Origin of the sequence: Streptomyces sp. NBC_00669, assembly GCF_036226785.1 — a bacterium.
Lineage (GTDB): Bacteria > Actinomycetota > Actinomycetes > Streptomycetales > Streptomycetaceae > Actinacidiphila.
On the sequence record NZ_CP109018.1, the window covers coordinates 3,307,914 to 3,330,762 of the forward strand.

General features: G+C 71.5%; 19 protein-coding genes. 5 read left to right on the forward strand and 14 right to left on the reverse strand.

The genetic code is table 11. The features are described 5' to 3' along the window. Positions 1-2 precede the first annotated feature (2 nt). Positions 3-704, reverse strand: coding sequence for a GAP family protein (locus OG896_RS13295; RefSeq protein ID WP_329365289.1), 702 nt, complete (start codon positions 702-704; stop codon positions 3-5). 93 nt (positions 705-797) lie between these two features. Further along, the gene (locus tag OG896_RS13300; RefSeq protein WP_329365291.1) at positions 798-1,874 is read right to left on the reverse strand and encodes a hypothetical protein; all 1,077 of its coding nucleotides are present in this window, start codon (positions 1,872-1,874) and stop codon (positions 798-800) included. 331 nt (positions 1,875-2,205) lie between these two features. On the opposite strand from OG896_RS13300, the gene OG896_RS13305 reads away from it, so the two are divergent. Beyond that, positions 2,206-3,987 (forward strand): alkyl/aryl-sulfatase, encoded by a 1,782-nt coding sequence (locus tag OG896_RS13305; RefSeq protein WP_443057246.1) that lies wholly within the window; start codon positions 2,206-2,208, stop codon positions 3,985-3,987. A 228-nt stretch (positions 3,988-4,215) separates the two neighbouring features. On the opposite strand, the gene OG896_RS13310 is transcribed toward OG896_RS13305, so the two are convergent. From OG896_RS13310 to OG896_RS13340, 7 genes are all read right to left on the reverse strand, one after another. Beyond that, positions 4,216-6,462, reverse strand: coding sequence for a glycoside hydrolase family 31 protein (locus OG896_RS13310; RefSeq protein ID WP_329365295.1), 2,247 nt, complete (start codon positions 6,460-6,462; stop codon positions 4,216-4,218). Then, positions 6,459-7,577 carry a glycoside hydrolase family 15 protein gene (locus tag OG896_RS13315; RefSeq protein ID WP_329365297.1) on the reverse strand — a complete coding sequence of 373 codons (1,119 nt, stop codon included), beginning with the start codon at positions 7,575-7,577 and terminating at the stop codon, positions 6,459-6,461. The genes OG896_RS13310 and OG896_RS13315 overlap by 4 nt, the downstream gene beginning before the upstream one ends. Before the next feature lie 84 nt (positions 7,578-7,661). Then, positions 7,662-8,969, reverse strand: a complete 1,308-nt coding sequence (locus OG896_RS13320) for an ABC transporter substrate-binding protein (RefSeq protein WP_329365299.1) — start codon at positions 8,967-8,969, stop codon at positions 7,662-7,664. A gap of 10 nt (positions 8,970-8,979) precedes the next feature. Then, entirely contained in the window at positions 8,980-9,864 is an 885-nt protein-coding gene (locus tag OG896_RS13325; RefSeq protein ID WP_329365302.1) for a carbohydrate ABC transporter permease, read from the reverse strand. Continuing rightward, complete coding sequence (locus tag OG896_RS13330; protein ID WP_329365304.1) at positions 9,861-10,742, reverse strand: carbohydrate ABC transporter permease; 882 nt, start codon at positions 10,740-10,742, stop codon at positions 9,861-9,863. Before OG896_RS13330 ends, OG896_RS13325 begins: the two co-directional genes overlap by 4 nt. Then, complete coding sequence (locus tag OG896_RS13335; RefSeq protein ID WP_329365306.1) at positions 10,739-11,950, reverse strand: ROK family transcriptional regulator; 1,212 nt, start codon at positions 11,948-11,950, stop codon at positions 10,739-10,741. The genes OG896_RS13330 and OG896_RS13335 overlap by 4 nt, the downstream gene beginning before the upstream one ends. A 471-nt stretch (positions 11,951-12,421) precedes the next feature. Further along, entirely contained in the window at positions 12,422-13,306 is an 885-nt protein-coding gene (locus OG896_RS13340) for a LysR family transcriptional regulator (protein ID WP_329365308.1), read from the reverse strand. A 171-nt stretch (positions 13,307-13,477) separates the two neighbouring features. Between OG896_RS13340 and OG896_RS13345 the strand changes: the two genes are divergently transcribed. Then, the gene (locus OG896_RS13345; protein ID WP_329365309.1) at positions 13,478-14,386 is read left to right on the forward strand and encodes an oxidoreductase; all 909 of its coding nucleotides are present in this window, start codon (positions 13,478-13,480) and stop codon (positions 14,384-14,386) included. A gap of 148 nt (positions 14,387-14,534) precedes the next feature. Then, the gene (locus tag OG896_RS13350) at positions 14,535-16,079 is read left to right on the forward strand and encodes an MFS transporter (RefSeq protein WP_329365310.1); all 1,545 of its coding nucleotides are present in this window, start codon (positions 14,535-14,537) and stop codon (positions 16,077-16,079) included. A 126-nt stretch (positions 16,080-16,205) separates the two neighbouring features. Here the strand turns inward: OG896_RS13350 and OG896_RS13355 are convergent, their stop codons facing one another. The 5 genes from OG896_RS13355 to OG896_RS13375 all read right to left on the reverse strand — a co-directional run bounded on the left by OG896_RS13355 (position 16,206) and on the right by OG896_RS13375 (position 20,556). Beyond that, positions 16,206-17,147: a LysR family transcriptional regulator gene (locus OG896_RS13355; RefSeq protein ID WP_329365312.1), complete on the reverse strand. Its 942-nt coding sequence runs from the start codon at positions 17,145-17,147 to the stop codon at positions 16,206-16,208. 307 nt (positions 17,148-17,454) lie between these two features. Continuing rightward, positions 17,455-18,120, reverse strand: coding sequence for a type 1 glutamine amidotransferase domain-containing protein (locus OG896_RS13360; RefSeq protein ID WP_329365314.1), 666 nt, complete (start codon positions 18,118-18,120; stop codon positions 17,455-17,457). 26 nt (positions 18,121-18,146) lie between these two features. After that, positions 18,147-18,878, reverse strand: a complete 732-nt coding sequence (locus tag OG896_RS13365) for an HAD family hydrolase (protein WP_329365315.1) — start codon at positions 18,876-18,878, stop codon at positions 18,147-18,149. A 290-nt stretch (positions 18,879-19,168) separates the two neighbouring features. Continuing rightward, positions 19,169-19,714 (reverse strand): DJ-1/PfpI family protein, encoded by a 546-nt coding sequence (locus OG896_RS13370; RefSeq protein ID WP_329365317.1) that lies wholly within the window; start codon positions 19,712-19,714, stop codon positions 19,169-19,171. Between the two features lie 74 nt (positions 19,715-19,788). Next, positions 19,789-20,556: a cupin domain-containing protein gene (locus OG896_RS13375; RefSeq protein ID WP_329365319.1), complete on the reverse strand. Its 768-nt coding sequence runs from the start codon at positions 20,554-20,556 to the stop codon at positions 19,789-19,791. A gap of 269 nt (positions 20,557-20,825) precedes the next feature. On the opposite strand from OG896_RS13375, the gene OG896_RS13380 reads away from it, so the two are divergent. Both OG896_RS13380 and OG896_RS13385 read left to right on the forward strand, forming a co-directional pair. Then, a complete protein-coding gene (locus OG896_RS13380; RefSeq protein WP_329365321.1) occupies positions 20,826-21,626 on the forward strand; it encodes a DJ-1/PfpI family protein in 801 nt (266 codons plus the stop codon). 27 nt (positions 21,627-21,653) lie between these two features. Next, positions 21,654-22,784, forward strand: a complete 1,131-nt coding sequence (locus OG896_RS13385) for a ferritin-like domain-containing protein (protein ID WP_329365323.1) — start codon at positions 21,654-21,656, stop codon at positions 22,782-22,784. Positions 22,785-22,849: the final 65 nt, after the last annotated feature.

A 22,849-nucleotide genomic window follows, 5' to 3' on the forward strand; every position in this document is an offset into this window, starting at 1 on the left:
GCTCACCGGGTCAGACCGCTGATCGCGTCGCCGACGTACTTGGCGCCCAGGACGACCAGCACCGTGGTCATGATCGCCGCGTTGTGCCGGGCCATCCAGGTGCGCCACTCCCCCAGTACGGCCTCGGACCGGCTGCCGCCCAGCAGGTACGTGCCCAGCGGCAACAGGGTGCACAGCGACGCGACGAGCACCATCAGGACGGCGGCGATGGTCTTGCCGCCCGTGCTCGCGCCGGAGGCGGTGATGGAGACGGCGCCGCCGATCGCGAGGACCAGGTTCTTCGGGTTGGCCACCGCGAGCGCCGCGGCCAGACCGGCGGACTTGGCGGGCGAGAAACCGTCGATCGCCCGCATCCACCCGGGCGGCGCCGCCTCCTGTCCCTCGCGCGGACGCCGGCGCCACTGCCCGGCGCCCAGCACCAGGAACACCAGCCCGAGCGCGAGTTTGAGCCAGTACGTCCAGCGCCCCGGCCCACCGTCGCCATGGGAGGCGTCCCCGCCCGAGCCGACCAGCACCACCACCGTGACCAGCACGGCGAGCGCCACGATCCACCCGGCGGTGAACGCCATGCCGTTGGCGCGTCCCTTCGGCGTGGCCAGCATGAGGATCACCGCGATCAGCGGCAACGGGCTGATGGCGATCCCCACGGCGGACGCCAGCATCTGCCCGATCGCGTCACCCACGGCACCACGCCCTCCGGTCACAGGAACGCTCCTCACGCTCCGCGAGCCCACCGGATGCCGCGACCCGGTGGACCCACGTGGGTGAGCGGCCCGGCGGAGAGCCGGGCAGGACGCCTACGCGCCCGCGTGCCGCCCGTATCCACCGCCACCGGGGTGGTGCGGCTTCGGCGTCGTACTGGGCGGGCACGACTCGGAACCGGTCGGCGTGGGTGTGGGGGGTGTGGGGGTGCCCGTGCCCGTGCCGGTGGGTGTGGGGGTGGGGGTACCGGTGTCCGTCGGGGTAGGCGTGGGCGTACCGGTGTCGGTCGGCGTGACCGTCGGCGTACCCGTGTCGGTCGGCGTCGGGGTCACCGTCGGCGTACCCGTATCCGTCGGAGTCACCGTCGGCGTACCCGTGTCCGTCGGCGTGGGGGCCTCGCAGGTCACGGCGACGTGGCCGAGTTCCAGGCGGGTGACCGGACCGTCGTAGGCGACGGCCCCGTCCGTGTCGCGGAAGGTGCCGGTGATCGTGATGTCCAGGCCGGCGCGTGCGGAGGACACCGGCTGGTAGGCCCCGCCGGACGGGTCCTCGAACCGGTCGTAGACCACAGTGAGCGTGGCCGTGCTGACGCTGTCGACGCCGAGTTCGGCGCCGGTGACGTCCAGTCGCGTGGTGCCCGGGGGCACCTCGTGGCCGAGGACGTCGATCTCGTCGGAGTCCGTGTGGGCGTAGGCGAGGGCGAGCGGGCCGACCGGCGCGGGGAGGCACTCCGTGTAGGAGTCGAGCGACCCCACGCTGAGGAAGTCGGGACGGGTCAGGGCCAGGGTGAAGCCGGACGCCTGCGCCTGCGCGTAGTTCTTCTCCGGCTCCGCGTCGGTCAGCGCGACCCCGTTCCCGTGGACGGTGAGGTGTTGCAACACTCCGGAGGGGTCGGAGAAGTCTCCCTCGTCGAGGCCCGCGTCCGGGGCAGAGCCCGCCGTGCCGAACACGCCGTGGAACGCGGTCAGCCCGGCCACGGGCACGTCGGAGACGGTCAGGTCGGCCAGGGTGCTGGTCGCCACGTCGCCCTCGGCCGCGGCAGCGCCGGGACTGACCGCGGCGAAGCACACGCCCGCGAGGGCGGCGGCGGCGGTGACGCCCAGCACGGCCCGGACGGCCGCCCGGCGACGGTAGGTGCCGCTTCCGCGGCGCGGGGGGAGAGTGATCGGCATGCCCACATGAGACCGTGCCGCCCGGCGGCCGGTGTGGGACGTTCCGCCGAACAGGTGTGTCGCCGCCGACGCGGGCCCGTACACGTGCGCCCTCACCGGTTACCCCGGATGGAGCACCTGCGGTCGATGGCGGTGGCCGCCGGGCGGAGGGTGGAGGCGTTCGTGCCGGCCGTGCGGCCGTCACCATTGCCCGCCAGCAAGGGAGTCCGCGTTGTCCGAGCAGACCGAGCCCAAGCCCGCGCAGCCGACCATCGCCGCCGCCAACCAGCAGGTCACGGCGCGACTGCCCTTCGACGACACGCGGGACCTGGAGAACGCGAGGCGCGGCTTCATGGGCACGGCGCGGGACAACCTGATCGCCGACGGCACCGGACGCACCGTGTGGGACCTGACCGCGTACGGCTTCCTGGACGGGGACTGCCCGGACACCGTGAACCCGAGCCTGTGGCGGCAGGGCCGGCTCTGCGCCGACCACGGCCTGTTCGAGGTGACCGAGGGCATCTACCAGATCCGCGGCTTCGACCTGTCCAACATGACGCTGGTCGAGGGCGAGCGCGGCATCCTCGTCATCGACCCGCTGCTGACCGAGGAGACCGCCGCCGCGGGCCTGGCCCTGTACCGGGAGCACCGCGGCGACCGCCCCGTCACCGGCGTGCTGTACACCCACAGCCACGTCGACCACTTCGGCGGGGTGCGCGGAGTCGTCACCGACGAGGACATCGCCGGCGGCGTACCGATCCTCGCCCCGCTCGGTTTCCTGGAGCACGCGGTCAGCGAGAACGTCTACGCCGGCACCGCCATGTCCCGCCGCTCCGCCTACATGTACGGCGCCGCCCTGCCCAAGGGCCCTCGCGGCCAGATCAGCGCGGGACTGGGCCAGACCACCTCGACCGGTGCGGTCACGCTGATCCCGCCGACGCACGACATCACCCGCACCGGGCAGACCGAGACCGTGGACGGCATCCGCATGGTCTTCCAGCTCACTCCGGGCACCGAGGCGCCGGCCGAGCTGAACATCCACTTCCCGGACCGTTCCGCCCTGTGCATGGCCGAGAACGCCACCCACAACCTGCACAACCTGCTGACCCTGCGCGGCGCCGAAGTCCGCGACCCGCACGTCTGGGCGGCCTACCTCACCGAGGCGGTCACGCTGTTCGCGGGCTCCTCGGACGTCGCCTTCGCCTCCCACCACTGGCCGGTGTGGGGGCGGGAGGAGCTGACGCGTTTCCTGTCCGAGCAGCGCGACCTGTACGCGTACCTGCACGACCAGACGCTGCGCATGCTCAACCAGGGCCTGACCGCCCTGGAGATCGCCGAGGAGATGCAGATGCCGCCCGCCCTGGAACGCGCCTGGCACACGCACGGCTACTACGGCTCCGTCAGCCACAACACCAAGGCGATCTACCAGCGTTACCTGGGCTGGTTCGACGGCAACCCGGCCCACCTGTGGGAGCACCCCCCGGTCGAGGCGGCCCGCAGGTACGTGGAGTTCATGGGCGGCGCCGACGAGGTCGTGCGCCGGGCACGGGAGTCCTTCGCCGACGGCGACTTCCGCTGGGTGGCCCAGGTGGTCGACCACGTGCTGTTCGCCGACCCCGGCCATGCCGGCGCCCGCGAGCTGCAAGCGGACGCGCTGGAGCAGCTCGGCTACGGCAGCGAGAACGGAACCTGGCGCAACTTCTACCTGATGGGCGCGCTGGAACTGCGGGACGGCTCGGTCGGCACCCCCATCACGACCACCTCGCCCGACATGCTGGCCGCGCTGACCCTCGACCAGCTCTTCGACTCCCTCGCGATCCGCGTGGACGGCCCGCGCAGCTGGGACGCGGACATCGCGGTGCGCTGGAACATCAAGGGCCAGGACCCCGTCACCCTGCATCTGCGCAACGGCGTCCTCACCCACACCACCGGCACCGGGTCCGCCGGGGCCGACCCGCAGGTCGAGGTCACCCTCACCGAAGCGGACCTGCGCGCCCTGCTCGCCGGCGCCACCGCCCCCGCGGACCTCGCCGCCCAGGACGGCGTGCAGGTCACCGGCGACGCCGGCAAGCTGCCCGAACTCCTGAGCCACCTCTCCGCCCCCGACCCCGACTTCGCCATCGTCACCCCCTGACCCGACGGCTCCTCGAAGCACGAAGCACGAAGCCGGGCCCGCCCCCTTTCAGGGCGGGCCCGGCGTCATGTGAGCAAGAATTGCTACCGCTGCCAGGATCGGCCCCATGCGCGGTAGCGGGAAGTACTCGATCAGCCTCCCCGAGGACCTGGCTCGCCTGTGCGGCCCCACCGTGGAAGTCCTCAAGGTGTGAGCTCCCACCGGCGATGGGCCTGACGGCGGGAGCTGTCAGGCCGGCTCGGCGAACAGGGGGCCGAGGTCCGGCCAGCGGGCGGCGGTCGCGAAGACCGGGATGGTGCCCAACGGCGCGTGCCGCTCGATGACTCCGCCGCCGGTGACGGGCTCGCCGGTCCACACGTCGACCCAGTCGCCGGCCGGCAGGTAGACGCTGCGACCGGTGGCACCGGGCTCGGTGACCGGGGCGACCAGCAGCGCGGACCCGAGGAGGAACTGGTCCTGGTGATCCCAGATGGCCGGGTCGTCGGCGTGGTCGAAGAACAGTCCCCGCATCAGCGGCTTGTTCTCGGCGAGCCCCGCCTCGGTCTCCGCGACGAGGTAGGGGACCAGGCGCTCGCGCAGCTTGGCGTAGCGGCGGAAGACCTCCAGCACCCGCGGATCGCCGGAGCGTTCGGCGATGTTCCACGGGGTGCGGTCACGCAGCGGCAGGCGGTGGTGGTTGAACTCGGAGTGGTACTGCATGATCGGGACGAACGTGGAGAACTCCGTGGCCCGCAGATAGAGTTCGGCGTCCGGAACGTCACCGGAGAAGCCGGCCAGGTCCCAGCCCCAGTAGAGGATGCCGCACGCGGAGGCGGTGATTCCGGCGTTGACCGAGTGCCGGTAGGCGGCCCAGGTGGAGTCCTCGTCGCCGGCCCAGAAGGCGCCGGCGGTCTGCGAACCGGTGAAGCCGGCGCGGCTGAAGGTGACCGGCGCCTTGCCGCACTCCTTCAGCAACTCCCCGTAGGCGCGCGGGTATTCGACCGGGTAGCGGTTGTTGCCCGCGTCGCCCGCCGTGCCGTCGGCGTAGTGCAGGTCGGCGCCCCAGGCGTGCTCGCCGCCGTCCGTCTTGAAGCCGTCGACGCCGATCTCGTCGACCAGGTACCGGCGCTTCGACAGCCACCACGCGCGGGCCCGCGGATCGGTCAGATCCGGCATCAGGGCGAGCGGGAACCACCACCCGCGGTTGCGGTAGGGGCGCGCGCCGTTCTCCTCCAGGACGCCGTAGCCGTTCTCGATCATCGCGCGCGCGTCGGCGGCGGCCTGGCCGGTCGGGTGCGGGCGCATCTTCATCAGCGGGATCTGCCAGAGCAGCACGCTGATGCCGCGCGCGTGGAGCTCGTCGACCATGCCCTTGGGGTCCGGCCAGGCGCCCTCCGCGGGGAAGGCGAAGTCGGCCAGCCGGTGCGGCGAACCGTCCTCGTGCACGTCGTAGCGGGCGTCACGGAAGGCGGTGAAGGTGGACTCGTCGCTCCACGCCTCGATGACCAGGGCCCGCACCGGGATGTCCAGTTCGCGGTGGGTGTCCATCTCGGCCATCACCCGGGCCTGGGTGTTCCACTCGTTGCCGCTGGCCCACAGGCCGAACACCCAGTCGGGGAGCCGTTCGGGGCGGCCGGTCTCGTCGAGGAAGGCGCCGAGCACCTGGTCGGCGCGGCCGGCGTAGCCGGCGGTGTCGAGCACGCCGTCCGGGCCCACTTCGGCCTCGATCCACAGCCGGTCGCCTTCTGCGGCGCCGACGTCGTACCAGGTGCGGCGTGAGGTGCGGACGTGGAAGCCCCACCCGTCGCCGCCGACGACCATGGCAAAGGGCATCGGCAGGTAGCTGCGGCTGGTGAAGCCCTGGCCCTTGTACTGCTCGAAGACCTGCGCGTCCAGGGAGCGGCCGCGCTGGTCCACCGCGTCGTAGCGCTCGCCGAAGCCCACCACGTGCTCGGCGGGCGCCAGTCGCAGCGCGAAGCGGACCCGCAGCGGGGTGCCGTCGCCCGCGGTCAGCGTGCGGGTGCTGCCCTCGACCAGGCGGCTCGCGGCGGCCCCGGTGACGGTGAGCCCGGTGGCGCCCTCGTGCCAGACGGCGGGGCTGACGCTGTACCAACTCGTCCTGTGCGTACGCCCGTCCGCGTGCGTGGCGACGAACCGGTAGCGCGCGGACGCGCCCTCGGCCAGCGGCTCCGGGCGGGCCACCCACCGTTTGCGGTCCTGGCGCGCGGCGCCGGAGGCGGCCGCGGCGAGGTGGCTGTCGCTGTCGCCGCCTGAGTCGCCGACCGGCGCGGCGCCCTGCTCCTCGCCGCTCTCCACGGCGGCGGTCAGCAGCAGGGCACGGTCCTCCGTCAGCCATTCGCAGACCACGGCGGTGACCTGCGGGCCGGTGGAGGCCCGCACCTCGAACCCCTGTCCGGCCAGCGGGGTGGCGGGGACACGCTGGTCGTCGGTGGGCTGGTAGGGGTGGCCTGAGCCGTGCGGGCGGTGGCGGATCACGGGGTGACTCCCAGTTCGTCGGCGAGGATCAGGTACATGGCGTGGGACCAGAGCAGCGGGGTGGCGTTGGGCCCCCAGCGCTCTTCCCATTCGGGCAGCCGGCGCGGCGCCTGGAGCCTTACGCCGGGGGCCTGTTCGGGCAGCAGGTGCTCGGCGGTGGCCTGGGCCGCGATCCAGTCCAGCTCGCGCAGGGCGTCGTCCCTGCGGCCCGTGCGCGCGTAGTGCCAGCCGAGGAAGCCGGCGAGCACCGGCCACTGGCCGCCGCCGTAGAAGGTGTCGCCCAGGTAGCGGTAGACGCCGCCGCCGGGTTGGGCGATGTCGAGTTCCACGGCGTGCACGGTGGCGCGGGCGACGGGCCCGTCGAGCGGGACGTTGCCGAACGGGGTGAGGCACGCCAGCAGGCTGCCGTCGACCTGCTTGCTGCCCAGCCACTTGGCCAGGTGGCCGTCGAACAGGCCGCGTTCCTCGATCATCGCGTCGATGGCGTCGACGGTGTCGGCGCACACGTCGTCCAGGCCGACCGAGGCCGCCATTCCCGACGCGCGCACCGCGTGCAGGCCGCCGCGGATCGCGCCCAGGGTGGCCCCGTGCACCTGGTCGGCGTACTCCTCCCACCAGTCGTAGCAGGGCGTCGCCCAACTGGCGGCCAGGTAGCCGATGGTGAGCCGGACCGCCTCGCGGTACGGCGCGTGATCCCCTTGGTGCCGGGCGAGATGCTCGGTCAGCGCCCACAACCACGTTCCGTAGCCGTCGAGTTGGAAGTCCCACCAGCCCACCTCGCCGGTGTCCTCGCCTTCGAGGGTGTAGCGCGTCGGCAGGCGGTCGCCCTCGGCCGGCTGCTCGCCGCGGCGCACCGCGGCGACGAGCTTCTCGATGCGCGCGGACCGGTCGGTGAGGACCTTCGCGCTCCAGCGGTGGAAGGCGTCCGCGCTGCCGGCCGCCCCCGCCCGGGATGCCGCCTCGGCGACGAACGAGCCGTCGCGCAGCCAGGAGTAGCGGTACACCTCGTACTCCGGGCAGGCCGGGTAGGCGCCGGAGGGGTGCTGATTGCCGGTGATCACCTCGATGCTGCGGCGCAGCAGAGCGGAATGGTCGGGGGCGTGCGGGTCGGGCACGGGGTCTCTCCTGGAGTACGGGTGGTACGGAGGTGCGGGCAGTGCGGAGGTGGGGGGCGGTACGGAGGTGCGGCGGTACGGGGCTCAGTCGTCGTGCGACAGCAGTGGCTGGACCTGGCGGGCTGCCGTGGCGAGGGCCTTCTCGACGGTCGCCGAACCGGTCGTGACGGCCTGGAGTTCGTTGGTGACGATGTCCGCGATCTGCGCCTGGTGGACCAGTTGGGGGGAGGGCGCCACGTGCTTCAGCGCCTCGAAGACGGCGGCGCGGTTGGTCGGCGGCGTCTGCGCCAGGTAGCTCTTCCGCAGGCTCGCGCCCGTCGCCGGGGAAAGCTCCCAGGAGGTGTCGATGCGCAGCTTGGCGACTTCCTGGGAGGTCGTCAGGTAGCGCATCCACTGCCAGGCGGCGTCGGCGTTCTTCGACTGGCTCGACATCGCGAGGGAGTTCTGGAAGACCGACTCGGCCGGGGTGGCGGTGCTCGCCGCGGGTTCCTGGACGACGTCCCAGCTCAGGCCGTGGACGGCGGCGAGGTTGGGGAAGAACCAGGAGCCGCTGTGCCAGATGCCGAGCTTCCCCTCCTCGAAGAGCCTGGTGTCGTAGTCGGTGCTGCCGCCCATCTGCGCCTGGGTGGGCATGGTGCTGCCGACCTTGCCGGTCAACCACCGTGCGGCGGCGATGCCTTGCGGGCTGTCGAAGGCGACCCGGGTGCCGTCCTCGGACAGGAAGCTGCCGCCGTTCTGCGCCAGGGCCTTGGTGAACTCCAGGTAGGTGGTGTTCTGGTAGTCGCCGAAGACGCCGTGGCCGAGGGCGGCGATCTTCCGTGCGGCCCGCTGCTCGTCCTGCCAGGTCCAGTCCGCGGTGGGATAGGCCACGCCCGCCGCGTCGAAGAGCTTCTTGTTGTAGAAGAGGAGTTCGGTGGAGAAGCTGGACGGCAGGCCGTACTGCCGGCCGTCGTAGCGGAAGCCGGCCAGCGAGGACGCGGAGAAGTGGCCGGCCACCGCGTCGGCGCGGACCCGGGAGTCGAGGTCGGCGAGGGCTCCGGAGTCCGCGAAGGAGGCGAACTCGTCCTGGTTGAGCTCGAAGACGTCCGGGGCGGTGCCACCGGCGGCACTCGTCTGCAACTGGGTGAAGTACTGGTCGAACGGCGCGCTCTGGACCTGGACGTCGATGCCCGGATGGGACCGCTCGAAGGACTTCGCCAGCCGTGCCAGGTCCTTGAGGTGGTCGGGCGCGGCGGTGAACGTCATGTAGTGCACGATCCGCCGGCCGTCCCCGGTCGTGGTACGGGTCACCGAACCGTGCGCGCAGCCGGCCACCAGGGCGACGACGGCGGTCAGGAGCGCGGCCGGGCGCAGCAGCCGGCGTACGGCCCGGCGCGGGGCGGGAATACTCATCGGGGCCTGCCTACTTCAGTCCGGTGGTGGCGATCGAACGCACCACGTGTTTCTGCGCGACCAGGTAGATCAGCAGCATCGGGATCACGCTGACCACCGAGCCCGCCATCACCACGTTCCAGTGGGTGGTGAACTGGCCCTGAAGCGCGGACAGCCCGAGCGGCAGGGTGTAGAGCTCCGGGGAGCGGGTGACCACCAGCGGCCACAGGAAGTTGTTCCAGGAGGCCATGAACCCGAACACGGTGAAGGTCGCCAGCGCGGGGCGCACCAGCGGCAGCACCACCGTCCACAGGATGCGCAGATGGCCCGCGCCGTCCACCAGCGCGGCCTCCTCCAGCTCACGGGGGACGGAGAGCATCGCCTGGCGGATCAGGAAGGTGCCGAAGGCGGAGGCCAGGCCGGGCAGCAGAATCCCGGCGTAGGTGTCGATCAGGCCCAGCTGCTTCATCTCCACGAACAGCGGGACCAGCAGCACCTGCTGCGGGATCATCATGGTCGCCAGGTAGATCATGAACAGGGCGTCACGACCGCGGAAGTGGAAGCGCGCGAAGGCGTACCCGGCCAGCGTGCTGGTCGCGAGCTGGACGGCGGTGGAGAGCACCGAGATCCACAGCGAGTTGCCCAGGATGCGCCAGAACGGCATGGCCGAGGTCAGCGTGCCGAAGTTGCCGCCGGTCAGATGGCGGAGCGAAGGCGCGGACCCGAGGGAGCCGTCCGGCTGGAACGCGGTGAGCACCATCCAGGCGAACGGGAAGAGCATGCACAGCGCGCCGACGACCAGGACGGCGCTCACCCCGATCCGGGCCGCGCCGGAGCGGCGACGTGCCCCGCGGGACGCGCTCGGCTCGGGTTCCACCAGATCGTGCGGGCGCACCCGGGGGGTCGTCGCGGTCACTGGGCGTCCACCACCTTTCGCTGCAGCCGGCTCTGGGCCAGCGAGACGAGCAGGATGACGACGAACAGCACCCAGCTCAGGGCGCTGGCATAGCCGATCCGCCCGTAGCGGAAGGAGTCGTCGTACACCGCGGAGACCACGGTCGTGGTGGCGCCGGCGGGTCCGCCGCCGGTCATCACGAAGACCTGGTCGAACACCTGGAAGCCGTTGATCACGGAGATCATCACCACGAACAGCGTCGACGGCGCCAGCAGCGGGAAGGTGACGTACCGGAACCGGTGCCAGGAGCCGGCGCCGTCGATCATCGCCGCCTCGTGGACGGCCTGCGGGATCGCCTGGAGCCCGGCCAGCAGGATCACCATCACGAAGCCCAGGTCCTTCCAGGCCGAGGCCAGGACGACCGAGGCCATCGCCCAGTCCGGGTCGGTCCACCAGCCGGGGCCGTGGATGCCGAACCAGCCGAGCACCGTGTTGAAGGCGCCGGACTCCGGGTTGAGAATCCACTTCCAGACCAGGGCCACCACGACCCAACTGGTCACCACGGGAAGGAAGTAGATCCCGCGCAGCAGGTTGCGGCCGCGCATCGCCCGGTTCAGGCCCAGCGCGATGAGCAGCCCGCCGACGTAGACCAGGGGCAGATACCCGACGACGTAGAGGAGGGTGTGGCGGAACGCCTTCCAGGTGGCCGGGTCGCGCAGCACGTCCCGGTAGTTCGCCAGCCCCGTCCAGCGCATCGGCTTGAGCAGGTTCCAGTCGTGGAGGCTGATCCACAGCGAGCCGAACATCGGGCCCAGCACGAACGCCAGGATGAGCACGAGGCTCGGAGCCAGCAGCAGCGCCAGCAGGGCCGCCTTGCGGGGACCGCGCAGGGTGTTCATGACGCCCCGCCGCCGACCATGCCCATCCGGGCTCGGACCGCTTCCGCGGGTCCCTCGCCGGGGGCGTCGCCGCCGAACGGCGCGGACAGCACGACGGCGGCGGCGCCGCGCGCCCACGCCTGGTCGTTCCAGTCGTCGGTGATCACGGTCAGCCCGTTCGTGGGGCGGAAGAGGTGGCCGCGCAGGGCCGGCTCGAATCCGTCCCGCAGGTACGGCCAGAAGGCCGCGCCCTCCCCGGTGACGACGACCGCGCCCGGGTCCAGCACGTTGGCGACGCCCGCGAGGGTGCGCCCGAGCAGCCGGCCGGCTCCGCGCAGCAGTTCCAGCGCCGCGCTCTCCCCCGCCTCGGCCAGGGCCATCAGCGACTCCGGCCGGTCGCCGGGTTCGAGCAGGTCGTGCTCGACGGCGGTACGCAGCAGTCCCGCGAAGCCGAGGTACGCCTCCAGGCAGCCGCGGTTGCCGCACTGGCACAGCCGCCCGTTGTCGGTCACCGGAACGTGCCCGATCTCACCCGCGGCGCCGGTGGTGCCGCGCCGCACCGCGCCCCGCTCGACCACGGCGAGACCGACGCCGTGACCCAGGGTGAGCACCAGGAAGTCGTCCCGGCCCCGCCCGTGCCCGTACAGGAGTTGGGCGGCGCCCACGGTGTTCACGTCGTTGTCCACCAGGACCGGCAGCCCCAGTGCCCGTGACAGCGTCCGGCCCAGCGGCACCGCATGCCAGCCGAGGGTCGGCGAGTCGACGATCCCGGCCGGATCGACCCGGCCGGGGACGCCCACTCCCACGCCCAGCAGCCGTGGCTTCTCCGCGGGCTGCGTCAGCTCGGGCCCCAGGAGGGCGATGAGCCGATCGGCGGCGTCGTCGTCGACCGCGTCGAAGGGGTGGGTGAGGGCACCGCTGACCGTGCCGTCCAGGGTGACGTGCACCAGGGTGACGTGGTCGGGGGCGACCTTGATTCCCACGGCGCGCCCCGCGTCGGCCACCACGGCGAGCCGTATGGCCGGCCGGCCGCCGACCGAGGGCACCGAGCCCGCCTCGGCGATCAGGCCCTCCAGGAGCAGGCGTTTGGTGATCTGGGTGACCGTGGCCTGGCTGAGGTCGAGCCGGCGGGCGATCTCCACGCGGCTCAGCGGCCCGCTCCGCCCCAGCAGTGCCAGCACCGCCGTGCGTGACAGACCGCGAGGCGAGGTGGGGACGGTGGTGGACACGCTTCCCAACCCCCTTCCGTTGGCGACTAGTAGTAACTTCGGCAAGTAAATTTAGTCGCAAATTTAAGTCGGGGCGGCGGCGCTGTCAATCCCCGGGTGGGTGCGGGCGGGGTGGATCAGGGCAGGTCGGGGGTGGGGACGGGGCCGGCGGGGGCGCGGACGCGCGCGGCGGGGGGCGCGGACGGGGCCGGCGGGGACGCGCGGGTGCGCACGGAGCGGGAGCGCGGACGGGGCCGACGGGGACGCGCGGGTGCGCACGGAGCGGGGGTCCGGGTCCGGGCCGGACGGGCGCGGGTCCGGGCCGGACGGGCGCGGGTCCGGCCTGGACCGGTGCAGCCGGCGACGACCCTGCGTCGTACTCCCGCGCGGCCGACGCCACGCGACGTCCACGGCCGTCAGAACGGGAGGCGCCACCCGCCGATCAGGGCCCCGGCCAGGTATTTCCGTGGTGGCGGCGTGCGTTGACGCCTGCTACAGAGCGGCGGCGAGTTCGCGTACCACCTCGGCGAAGCCCCGTACGAGGGGGCTGTTCGAGCCCTTGCACCAGGCCAGGGCGACCCTCAGGGGTTCGACGTCGGTGAGCGGGACCCAGGACAGGTCGGGGCGGGCGTAGTACAGCGCCATGTTCGCCGGGGCGAAGCAGACCGCGGTGCCCTCGGCGACCTGCTCCAGCATCTCCTCGACGTTGTCGTTCTTCGGACCCCATCGCGGTGCGGAGCCGTCCGGTCTGGGGTTCACCGCCCACCAGTCGACCCACTCGCGCGGCGCCCGCTCCGTCCACAGCAGCGGCTCGTCCTTGACCTCCAGGATGCCGATGCCCGTACGTCCCGCCAGCGGGTGCCCGGCGGGCAGGCCGACGACCCGGGGTTCGGTGTGGACCACCTCGGTGTGCAGGTCGGTGAGGTCGGTGGGCAGCCAGACGAAGGCGACGTCCACCCGGCCGTCGCGCAGGGCGGCCGCCTCCTGGCCCCAGTCGAAGCGCTTCGGCTCCACCCGGACGCCCGGATTGCGGCGGGCGAACTCGGCCCGGGCCCGGGTGGTCAACTCGCCTGCGCCGCTTGCCTCGAAGCCGACCCGAAGCACCGCCTTCTCCTGGCAGCGGTGGCGTTCCGCCACGGCGAGGACGCGGTCCGCCTGGCGCAGGGTCCGGCGTGCCTCGGTCACCACGTCGCGCCCGGCAGGGGTCTGGTTCACGCCGCCGGAGTGCCGCTCGAAGAGGAGGACGCCGAGTTCTGCCTCCAGCTTCCGCAGCGCGGACGACAGGGCCGGCTGGCTCACGTACAGCCGCGCCGCGGCCCGGCCGAGGTTCCCCTCCTCGGCGATCGCCACGAGATAGCTCAACTGCCGCAAGTCCATGGGCGAGAGCATAACCAGCGGCGATAAACGCTCCTTATGGATCGTGTCGATCTCTGTCTTGGACGGCGGGGCCGGGCGGGGGCCGTAATGGAGACGCACGCCGGGACACCACCTCGGCCGTGTTCGCCGGCCGGCGCCCGGTCGGCTTCCGGAACCACCCTGGAGATCCCGATGAGCGACAACGCCCGCACCGCTGCTGACTCCGCCGCCGACACCGCCGCCGACACCGGCACCCGCTCCGCGACCGGCAAGGTCTGGCTGATCACCGGCGCCAACTCCGGTTTCGGGCAGGCGATCACGCGGGTGGCGCTCGCCGCCGGCGACACCGTGGTGGCCGCCGTCCGCCGCCCCGAATCCCTCGACGAACTCGCCGCCGCGCACCCCGGCCGTGTCGTCCCCGTCGCCCTCGACGTCACCGACCCGGCCCGCATCACCGCCGTCGTCGCCGAGGTGATCCTCTGGTACGGGCGGATCGACGTACTGGTCAACAACGCCGGCCGCGGACATCTCGGCGCCGTCGAGGAAACCACCGACCGCGAACTGCGCGACCTGATGGCCCTGCACTTCTTCGGCCCGGCCGCGCTCACCCGCGCCGTGCTCCCGCACATGCGCCGGCAGGGCTCGGGCGCCGTCGTGCAGATGAGCAGCATGGGCGGCCGGTTCTCCTTCCCCGGGGTCGGCGCCTACTCGGCCACCAAGTTCGCTCTGGAGGGGCTGTCCGAGGCGCTGGCCCTGGAAGTCGCCCCGCACGGGATCAAGGTGCTCATCGTGGAGCCGGGGGCGTTCCGGACCGGGTTCGCCGGCGGCGGTGCGCTCCAGCAGTCGGCGCCCCTGGACGCGTACGCGGAGACGGTCGGCCCGGTCCGCGCCGGTCTCCCGGACAGCGACGGCAAGCAGCCCGGCGACCCCGAGAAGGCCGCCGCGGCGATCCTGACCGCGTTGGCCGCCGAGCGGACCCCGCTGCGACTGGCCCTCGGCAACGACGCCGCCGACGCCATCGCCGCCCAGTCGAAGGCCGCCGGCGAGGAGGCGGCGGCCTGGGACGCGGTCAGCCGGGGCACCGACTTCGACGGGGAGTGAGGGGGCGGCGCCCAGCCCAGGCGGCTCGGCCTCCACACCGGCCCCCGCACCGTCACCGGCCCACGCACCCGCAACGGCGCCCGTCCCCGCACCCGCACACCGCAATGCGCAACACACCGAGCACCGGAAAGACCTGGAAGGAAAGTCCATGAACCGCAACGGTGACCTGCGCGACGAGGGAGCGGCGCTCCCCGGTGGAGGGACCGAAGAGACCGGCGACTTCCACCGACTCGCCTCGCCGCCTGCGCACTTGGGAGGGACCCCTGCGAGCAGGCAGCCCGCGGCCGACCTGAAGGGTAGTGCCGCGTCCGGCCCCGCGGCAGCCGACAACCGGCCGGGCCTGGGTCTCCGGTCCACGGTGCTGGTTGCCTGCCTGGCCTTCTTCGTCATCACGCTGGACACCACCGTGGTCAACGTCGCCCTGCCGAGCATCGGGCAGCAGTGGGACGGCCAGGTCTCCGCACTGCAGTGGGTGGTCACCGCGTACACCCTGCTCTTCGCGGCCCTGCTCCTGTCGGCCGGTGCCATCTCCGACCGGATCGGCGCGAGCCGCGCCTTCACGATCGGGCTGTCCGTCTTCACCCTGATGTCCGCGCTGTGCGGGCTGGCGCCCAACCTCACTGTGCTCATCGCCGCGCGGGCGATTCAGGGCGCCGGAGCCGCTGTGATGATGCCGGCCTCGCTCGCCCTGGTGCGCCAGGCGTACGACTCCCCGGCCCAGCGCGCTCGCGGAATCGCCCTGTGGACCGCGGGTGGTGGTGTGGCGGTCGCGGCCGGCCCGGTCGTCGGCGGCGCGCTCACCACCGGGCTCGGCTGGCGGTGGATCTTCTTCGTCAACCTGCCGGTCGGCGTCTTCGCGCTCGTCGGCATGCTCCGGGCGCCCCGCTCCCCTCGCGGACGCTCCCCGATGGACCCGGCCGGCCAGGTCACCGCCGTCATCGCCCTGGCGGCCCTGGTGTTCGCCGTCATCACCGGAGGGTCGGGCGGGTGGACGAGCCCGACGACGATCGGCGGCTTCCTGCTCGCCGTACTCGCCGGCACCGCGTTCCTCCTGGTCGAGTCCCGGCAGAGTGATCCCGCCGTGCCGCTGACGTTGTTCCGCATCCCCTCGGTGGCTGTCTGCACCAGCGCGGGTCTGGCCCTGAACTTCGGCTACTACGGCCTGGTCTTCGTCTTCACGATCTTCTTCCAGGAGCACCGCGGAGCCTCGGCGCTCACCGCGGGACTGATGTTCATCCCGATGACGGCCTTCACCACCCTGGTCAACCTGCTCGCCGGCAAGCTGACCAACCGGTACGGGCCGCGCCTCCCGCTGATCCTCGGTCAGGTCATCCAGACAGCCGGCATCCTGGGCCTGCTCCTCGTCCGTCAGGACACCCCGACCCCCGTGCTGCTGGCCCTGCTGGTGCCGCTCGGCATCGGCGGCGGACTCGCGATCCCGCCGCTGACGTCGGTGATGCTGGAGTCGGTGCCGCACGAGCGGGCCGGCCTCGCATCCGGAGTACTCAGCGCCGCCCGGCAGTTCGGCGGCGCGATCGGAGTCGCCCTGCTCGGTGCGCTGATCGCCGACTCCGCCCACTTCATGACGGGGATGCGGATCAGCCTGGTCGTCGGGGCCGCCGTGCTGGTGGTCACCACCCTCGGCGTGGCCCTCTTCCTGCCCGCCAACCCTCCAGCCTCACGGCTCCCGTAGCGCTCATCCGACACCACCCCCCGACGACTTACGGCACGGCCCCGGCCTGACCAGCCGGGGCCGGCCCTCCGCAAGTCAGAGACGACCCGGAGCGCGATTCCTGTCGCATCCCCGGAGCGGGGCGCGCTACGTCCGGCCCGACATCCGCCCGGGGGCCAGCGGTTCCGGGTTCAGCTCCCAGTTCCGGGCCGCGGCCACCAGGTGGTCGTGGAGCCGGGCCAGGCGCGGATCGGCGAGGGCTCCGTGCCGTGTGGCGAGGTGGTACGTGTTGAGCGGGGGGATGTCCGGCTCCCAGAGCGGTACCAGCAGGCCCGCCGCCAGTTCGTCGGCGCACAGATACGTGGGGATGACCGAGATGCCCGCGGACGAGCAGACCGCCGCGATGACGGCGCGGAGGTCGGGGACGACCGCCGACGGCACCCGCGGCGGCGGGGCGTCGAAGACGCTGCGCCAGTAGTGGTCGATGATGGGGAACGTCTCGCCGTAGGCGATGATCGGCAACTTCTCCAGCGCTCGCGGCCCGTCGACCGCCAGGGCACCGGAGGGGATGGTCTCGGCGACCTGGGGCGATGCCAGCAGGGCGAGTTCCTCGTCGATGAGCGCCACCGAGTCCACCCCGCGCATCCGCGGCTGGACGGTGGAGACGACCATGTCCATGTGGCCGGTCCTGAGGTCTTCGAGGAGGTCGGGCGCTTCCCGGAAGCTGATCCGGATGTCCAGGCCGGACGCGATGAGTTCGCTGATCGAGGCCATGAGCCTCGCGGTCACCAGTTCGGCGGGGCCGCCGAGGCGCACCGGTCTGCTGCTGGGGCTGGTGTCGAAGTGCCGGCAGATGGCCGCGTCGAGGTTGGCCATGGGGGCCTGCACCTCGTAGGCCAGGGCCATTCCCTCGGAGGTGGGAACGGCGCCCTGCGGGGTGCGGTCGAAAAGCGGTTTGCCGAACTTGCTTTCCAGTCCCCGGATATGCTGCGTAACGGCCGGCTGGGTGATGCCGAGTTTCTGTGCCGCCTTCGTGAAGGAGCCGGTATGGTAAACAGCGATAAACGTCTGCAGCCAACCCAGTTGCACGTGTCCGACCCCTCTGCGACGGAATGACCGACCATGCTGATGCGTGCGATGTCCACGGCGACATGCATGTGTTTCACCTTCGTTCTGAGTGCTATTCGATAAAATCAATCATTCTGGGCGGCATCAATCGTTATCAGAGATCCCGATGACGTGGTTCGGAGGGTTTCGGGAGGCTCGGTCGCGGAGCCGGGAGGGCAGAACCGGAGCCGGGAAGCGGGCGCGGAAACGGCACCGGCAGGCGGGACCCGCGCGCCCCGGCCGTCACGACGGGGCGCAGGTCTCCGCCTGCCGGTGGGTTCGGATGCGGTCAGGCGCCGAACTGCTCCAGGATCAGCTCCGCCACCTTGGCCGCGCTGGCCGGGTTCTGCCCGGTGACGAGCCGGCCGTCGGCGACGGCGTGCTCGGCGAAGTTGTCCGTCTTGGTGAACTTCGCGCCCTTGTCGACCAGGGCCGACTCCAGCGCGAACGGAACGACACCGGTCAGGCCGACGGCCTCCTCCTCCTCGTTGGTGAACGCCGAGACCTGCTTGCCCTCCACCAGGTGGGAGCCGTCCGAGAGGGTGAGGTTGACCAGGCCGGCCGGCCCGTGGCAGACGGCGCCGACGATCCCGCCGTGCTCGTAGATCTCCGCGGCGAGCCGGGTGAGGACGGTCGCGTGGGGGAAGTCCCACATGGTGCCGTGGCCGCCGGCGAAGTAGACGGCCTGGTAGTCGCGGGCGCTGAGCGCGTCGGCCGACGGCGTGTCGGACAGGGCGTCGCCGTTGGCCGCCAGGAACTCCGCGGTCACGGTGTCATCGGGCTTGATCCCGTCGCGTGGCGGCTTCCCGCCGGCGACGGAGACGAAGGCGATGTCCCAGCCGGCGTCCTGGAAGACCCGGGCCGGGTGGGCGACCTCGGGCACGTAGAAGCCGGTGTTGCGACCGGTGTCGCCCAGCCGGCCGTGCGAGGTGAGTGCGAACAGTACCTTGGGCATGGCGAATGTCCTTCTGGTTACGGGGATCAGGCGGTCAGGGTGGTCAGTTCGGGCAGGTACACGCGCCGCTGCCTGCGGCTGATGGCCTGCTCGACGTGGTCGGGCGTGTGGTAGCCCCACCAGGCCCACAGGCTGGTGGCGCCGGTGTCGCGGACGGCCAGGGCGTTGGTGATGTGGTCGTCGATGAACGTCACGGCGGAGGACGGGAGTCCGTCGCTGAGGGCGATCTCCCGTACGGCCGCGCGTTTGTCGGAGCACTCGCCGACGACCTGCACCACGGTGTTCTCCAACTGGTGGTGGGCCAGGATCTCCCACACGCTCGCCGCGTCCTTGGCCGTCACGATCGAGGTGCCCCTGCCCTGGTGACGGCGCAGCAGTCGGTCCACGCCGGGGTAGACGGTGTGCATGTCCAGCCAGGCGTCCTTCTGCCGCGCGCGAAGCGCGGAGCGGACCGCGGTCGCGCCCCTGACGAGTCCGGCCAGCTTCGTGGGCGGGATACCCGTCAGCAGGAGGTCGTAGTCCTCGACCCCGCGGATGCTCTCGGCGGCGGTCTCACGGGCGGTCATGAAGTCGCCAAGGATGCGGGCGTAGCCGCGCACGGTGCGGAAGCGGGCCAGGAACCCGGCCGGCAGCGCGGCGACCAGTTCGTCGATCGGCTTGTCCGCCACGGTGTCGGGGTCGTGGTCGGCGTAGTACGTCACGAGGGCGCACTCGGTGAACGCGTCGGCGATGACGCCGTCGAAGTCGAGTATCAGCACGGTGTCTCCTAGTACCGCAACGGTGTGTGCCGTGACGGGCGGGCAGGTCGGGTGTCGGGGTTTTCACGGGGGTGCTGCCGGGGTCGGGTCGTGGGCTGGTGGGTTGGACGCGGTGCATGGGCGGTTCGTGCACCGGTTCCACCGGTCGGAGCCGCGGGAGTCGGCGCCGGCGGGTTTCCTGCCCACCCGTCACGGCAAGCGCCGACGCGGTACCAGAGGGTGCACGGGGGCGGGCGCCGGACCGGGGTGGGAGACGCCCGTCCCCGTGCGAGGCGGCGGGGGCCCGGAACTCAGGCCGCCGCCACCTGGTTCTTGGCGACGGTCTCGAAGACCAGTTGCATGAACTTGCCCACGTAGGCGTAGTACGAGCAGGTGATGATGTGGCCGTCCACGATCACGTCGGAGTCGACGACGTCCGCGCCGGCGTTGATCACGTCGTCGCGCAGCCCGATGTAGGCGCAGGCCCTGCGCCCCTTGAGGACACCGGCGGAGACCATGATCCACGGGCCGTGGCACAGACCGGCGACGACCTTCTGCCGGGCGTCCATGGTGCGCAGGAACTCCAGCACGTGCGCGTCCTGGCGGACGCGGTCCGGGGCTTCGTGGCCGCCGGTGAGGATCACCGCGTCGTAGGTGTCCGCGTCGAGCTGGTCAAAGGAGACCAGCGGCTTGGCGGTCTTGTCCATCGGCAGCGGGATACCGTACTTGCCGACCACGTGGGCGCCGTTCTTGGTGGCCACGTCCACCGTCCAGCCCTCCTCCATGAGCCGGTAGTAGGTGTAGACGACGTCGTGGTCCTGGAAGCCGGGACCGGTGATGATGACGGCACTGGGCATGATCGGTGTCCTTCTCTCTGGGTCGGGTCTGCGGGCCGGGTCCCTGCGGCAGGTCGCTGCGGCAGGGCACCGGGTCAGGCGGAGTTGGCGATGGAGAGGTAGTACTGGTCGAGCGTGGGACGCCGTAGGTCGCTCCGGACCGGAACGAGGATGTCGATCTCGCCGGTGACGACACCGGTGAGCCCGAGCGCGATGTGGAACAGGTCCTGCTCCTGGCGCCGGTAGAAGATGTCCATGCCGGCCCGGATGGAGAACGCGAACTCCGCCCCCGGGCTGCGGTCGCGGAGCCGGGCCTGCGGCAGGTAGGAGATCGGCTTGGCCGGCAGGTCCGGGGACTCGGTGTAGTCCTGCTCGTAGGCGGTGCCCTGCCGGTCGTAGTTGTCGCGCAACCGGATCAGGTCGAACTTGTTCCGCGGTGCCTCGACCTCGATGAGCCACAGCGGTTCGGGACCCAGGCTCCTGGACGAGTGGAACGCGCCCCCGCCGATCCGCAGGATCGTGCCGGCGGAGAGCGGGACCTGCCCGGTCAGCGTGTCCGTGACCCCCTCTCCCGCCAGGCACAGGAGGTAGGTCAGCTTGCGGGGGTGGACGTGCATCGACGTGGATTCGCCCGAGTTGATCCTCAGGTTCCACACGTCGATGAAGTCGTCCACGAAGACGCGGTACTCCAGCCCCCACGGCTTCGGGATGACTTCGTTCAGGTGCTCGTCGTCGTCCAGGTGCTCGTTCGCCACGCGGGAACCCTTGCGGACCGCCTCGTTCAGTGCGGCGAAGTCGCGAGGGCCGGGGTCGATCCGCACCAGCAGGTCGGCCGGCTGCGTCTCGCGCATCATCTCGGACATGCGCTGCTCGTCCTATCTGTCGGTCGGTTGGTGAACCCCCCGGTCCGAGAGTGGACGCTAGACGGCCGACCGAGGCGGGCTCAAATAGCGGGAGCGGCAGTCCCCGATAACCGCCGCGTGGTCCCCGGAAGTCGCAATGCCCATCCCCGCGCATTCTTATTTGTTGGCCGGTCGGATCGTGCGGCAGGGTTCCTTTCCGAAAGGCGCCGGCCCTTCCCCGCAAGCAGCGGTCATCGGCGTCCTCACCGACTCGACAGGGGAGAAAAACCGTGACTACACCCATGCCCGCCCGCGGTCGCCAGGCCGCACCACGGAACAACGCGCCCGTCCAGATCAACTCGATCGGTGTGCTGGGCTACGAGTCCTGCTCCGAGCAGGACACGATCACCCCGCTGGAGATCTTCAAGGGGGCCGCGATGGTCCTCAACGGCGGGATCGCCCCCTGGCAGCGGGAATCCGCCAACCGCGACCTGGACGTCAGGTTGGTCTCGCTGGAGCCGGGCGTCGTCAAGATGCAGATGGGCACCAACGTTGTGGCGGACTCCGTGCTCAACGACGACGAGCTCTTCGACATCCTCTACATCCCCGGCGGCGTCGGCTCCGGCGCGCTGTTGACCAACGACCGGGTGCAGAAGCTGATCCGCCGGCACCACGAGGCCGGCAAGGTCATCGCCGCCAACTGCTCCGGCGTGGGCGTGATCGCCCGCTCCGGCATCGTCAACGACGAGCCGCTGACCTGCGTGGCCGCGGTGGCGCGCGGGCTGCGCGGCGAGGGCTTCAACGTCTCGAAGGCCCGCCACATGTGGATCGCCAACCCCGCCTCGCGGATCTGGACCTTCACCGGTTCCTACGGTGTCAACGGCGGCGCGGTCGCCCTGGTGGCGCACTACTTCGGCCGCGAGGTCGGAACGATCGTCTCGATGATGTTCGACACGCTCGGCGGGATCGGCGACGTGATCTTCGAGGAGACCGGGCCGGAGTTCTTCCAGAACCCCTCGCTGGAGGAGTCGTTCCAGGACTTCTTCCAGCCCATGCTCTACCCGCCGCTGGACGAGAACGCGGAAGCCTGACCCGACCCGCAGACCTGGAGCCGTCACATGCCCACGCCCGTCGAACTCCGAGACCTCAGCTGGATACGCGGCGCCCTGCAGACCGCGATCGCGCTGGAGCACGCCACCATGCCGCTGTACTGCGCGGCCATGTACTCGCTGGAAGTACAGAACTACCCGTCGTACAACACCATCCGCAGCGTGCTGATGGAGGAGATGGTCCACATGGCCATCGCCTCCAACATGGTGGCCGCGCTCGGCGGCAGTCCCGACATCAAGGGGTTGAACCCGCCGTACGCGGGGCGGGGCGGGCTGCCCGGGGGCACCGCCCCGGACCTGCGGCCCCGGCTGGCGAAGCTGTCGAACGCCAGCCTGGAGTCCTTCATGCGGCTGGAGGCCCCGGAGTTCATGCTCAACTCGCGCCAGCGCGGGTCGGCCTACCCCACGATCGGCTCCTTCTACGACGCCGTGCGGGAGGCCGTCGTCCGCAACGCGGACGCGGTGGAGCTGGCGGTGCGCCGCGGCGGGCCGGCCAACCAGGTCGGCGGCAACCTGGGCTATCCCACGTTCGAGAAGGATGACAAGGACCCGGTGGGCTCGTTCCTGCGGGCCCTGGACATCATCACCGAACAGGGCGAGGGGCAGGGCGTGGGCACGGTGGAGACCGTGAAGGAGGACTTCCAGAAGGAGGGTTCGCACTACGCCCGCTTCGCCGAGCTGCGCTACGGGCGCCGGTACGTCCCGCAGGACGGCGTCTCCATCACCCGCGAGACCGAGGCCGATTTCTTCAGCGGTGAGGAGATCGCCTGGCCCGTCGTCATCAACACGCTGGCCGTGCCGGCGGACGGCTACGAGGCGGTGCTCGCCCTCGACCCGCGGGAGGCCGAGGTGCGCAAGGAGCTTGACGGCTTCGACGACGCCTACACCCAGATGCTGGTGGCGCTGGACACCTCGTGGAACGGGCCGGTGGAGACCTGGTGGCCCTCGCTGGGCGCCGCCGTGACCCAGATGGACCAGATGCGGGTCCGCTCGTGCTTCACCATCATGCGCAACCAGATCCCCCCCACCGCGGTGGCGCGGCTGGCGGAGCTGTACCCCGAGGAGTTCCGGGCGCTGGACCACTACACCGACCTGGCCGAGCCGGTCTTCTACGGACCGCGCTTCCTCAACACCCTGTGAGACACCCCGTGACACGCCTGGTGGCGAGCCGGGACGGGCAGCCTCGACCGCTCCCCCGCCCAGCA

Excerpts from the sequence above, each read along its gene's own strand:
- OG896_RS13300 (WP_329365291.1), bottom strand. The coding sequence starts at position 1,874 with ATGCCGATCACTCTCCCCCCGCGCCGCGGAAGCGGCACCTACCGTCGC.
- OG896_RS13305 (WP_443057246.1), top strand. The coding sequence starts at position 2,206 with ATGGGCACGGCGCGGGACAACCTGATCGCCGACGGCACCGGACGCACC.
- OG896_RS13320 (WP_329365299.1), bottom strand. The coding sequence starts at position 8,969 with ATGAGTATTCCCGCCCCGCGCCGGGCCGTACGCCGGCTGCTGCGCCCG.
- OG896_RS13330 (WP_329365304.1), bottom strand. The coding sequence starts at position 10,742 with ATGAACACCCTGCGCGGTCCCCGCAAGGCGGCCCTGCTGGCGCTGCTG.
- OG896_RS13340 (WP_329365308.1), bottom strand. The coding sequence starts at position 13,306 with ATGGACTTGCGGCAGTTGAGCTATCTCGTGGCGATCGCCGAGGAGGGG.
- OG896_RS13345 (WP_329365309.1), top strand. The coding sequence starts at position 13,478 with ATGAGCGACAACGCCCGCACCGCTGCTGACTCCGCCGCCGACACCGCC.
- OG896_RS13350 (WP_329365310.1), top strand. The coding sequence starts at position 14,535 with ATGAACCGCAACGGTGACCTGCGCGACGAGGGAGCGGCGCTCCCCGGT.
- OG896_RS13360 (WP_329365314.1), bottom strand. The coding sequence starts at position 18,120 with ATGCCCAAGGTACTGTTCGCACTCACCTCGCACGGCCGGCTGGGCGAC.
- OG896_RS13370 (WP_329365317.1), bottom strand. The coding sequence starts at position 19,714 with ATGCCCAGTGCCGTCATCATCACCGGTCCCGGCTTCCAGGACCACGAC.
- OG896_RS13375 (WP_329365319.1), bottom strand. The coding sequence starts at position 20,556 with ATGTCCGAGATGATGCGCGAGACGCAGCCGGCCGACCTGCTGGTGCGG.
- OG896_RS13385 (WP_329365323.1), top strand. The coding sequence starts at position 21,654 with ATGCCCACGCCCGTCGAACTCCGAGACCTCAGCTGGATACGCGGCGCC.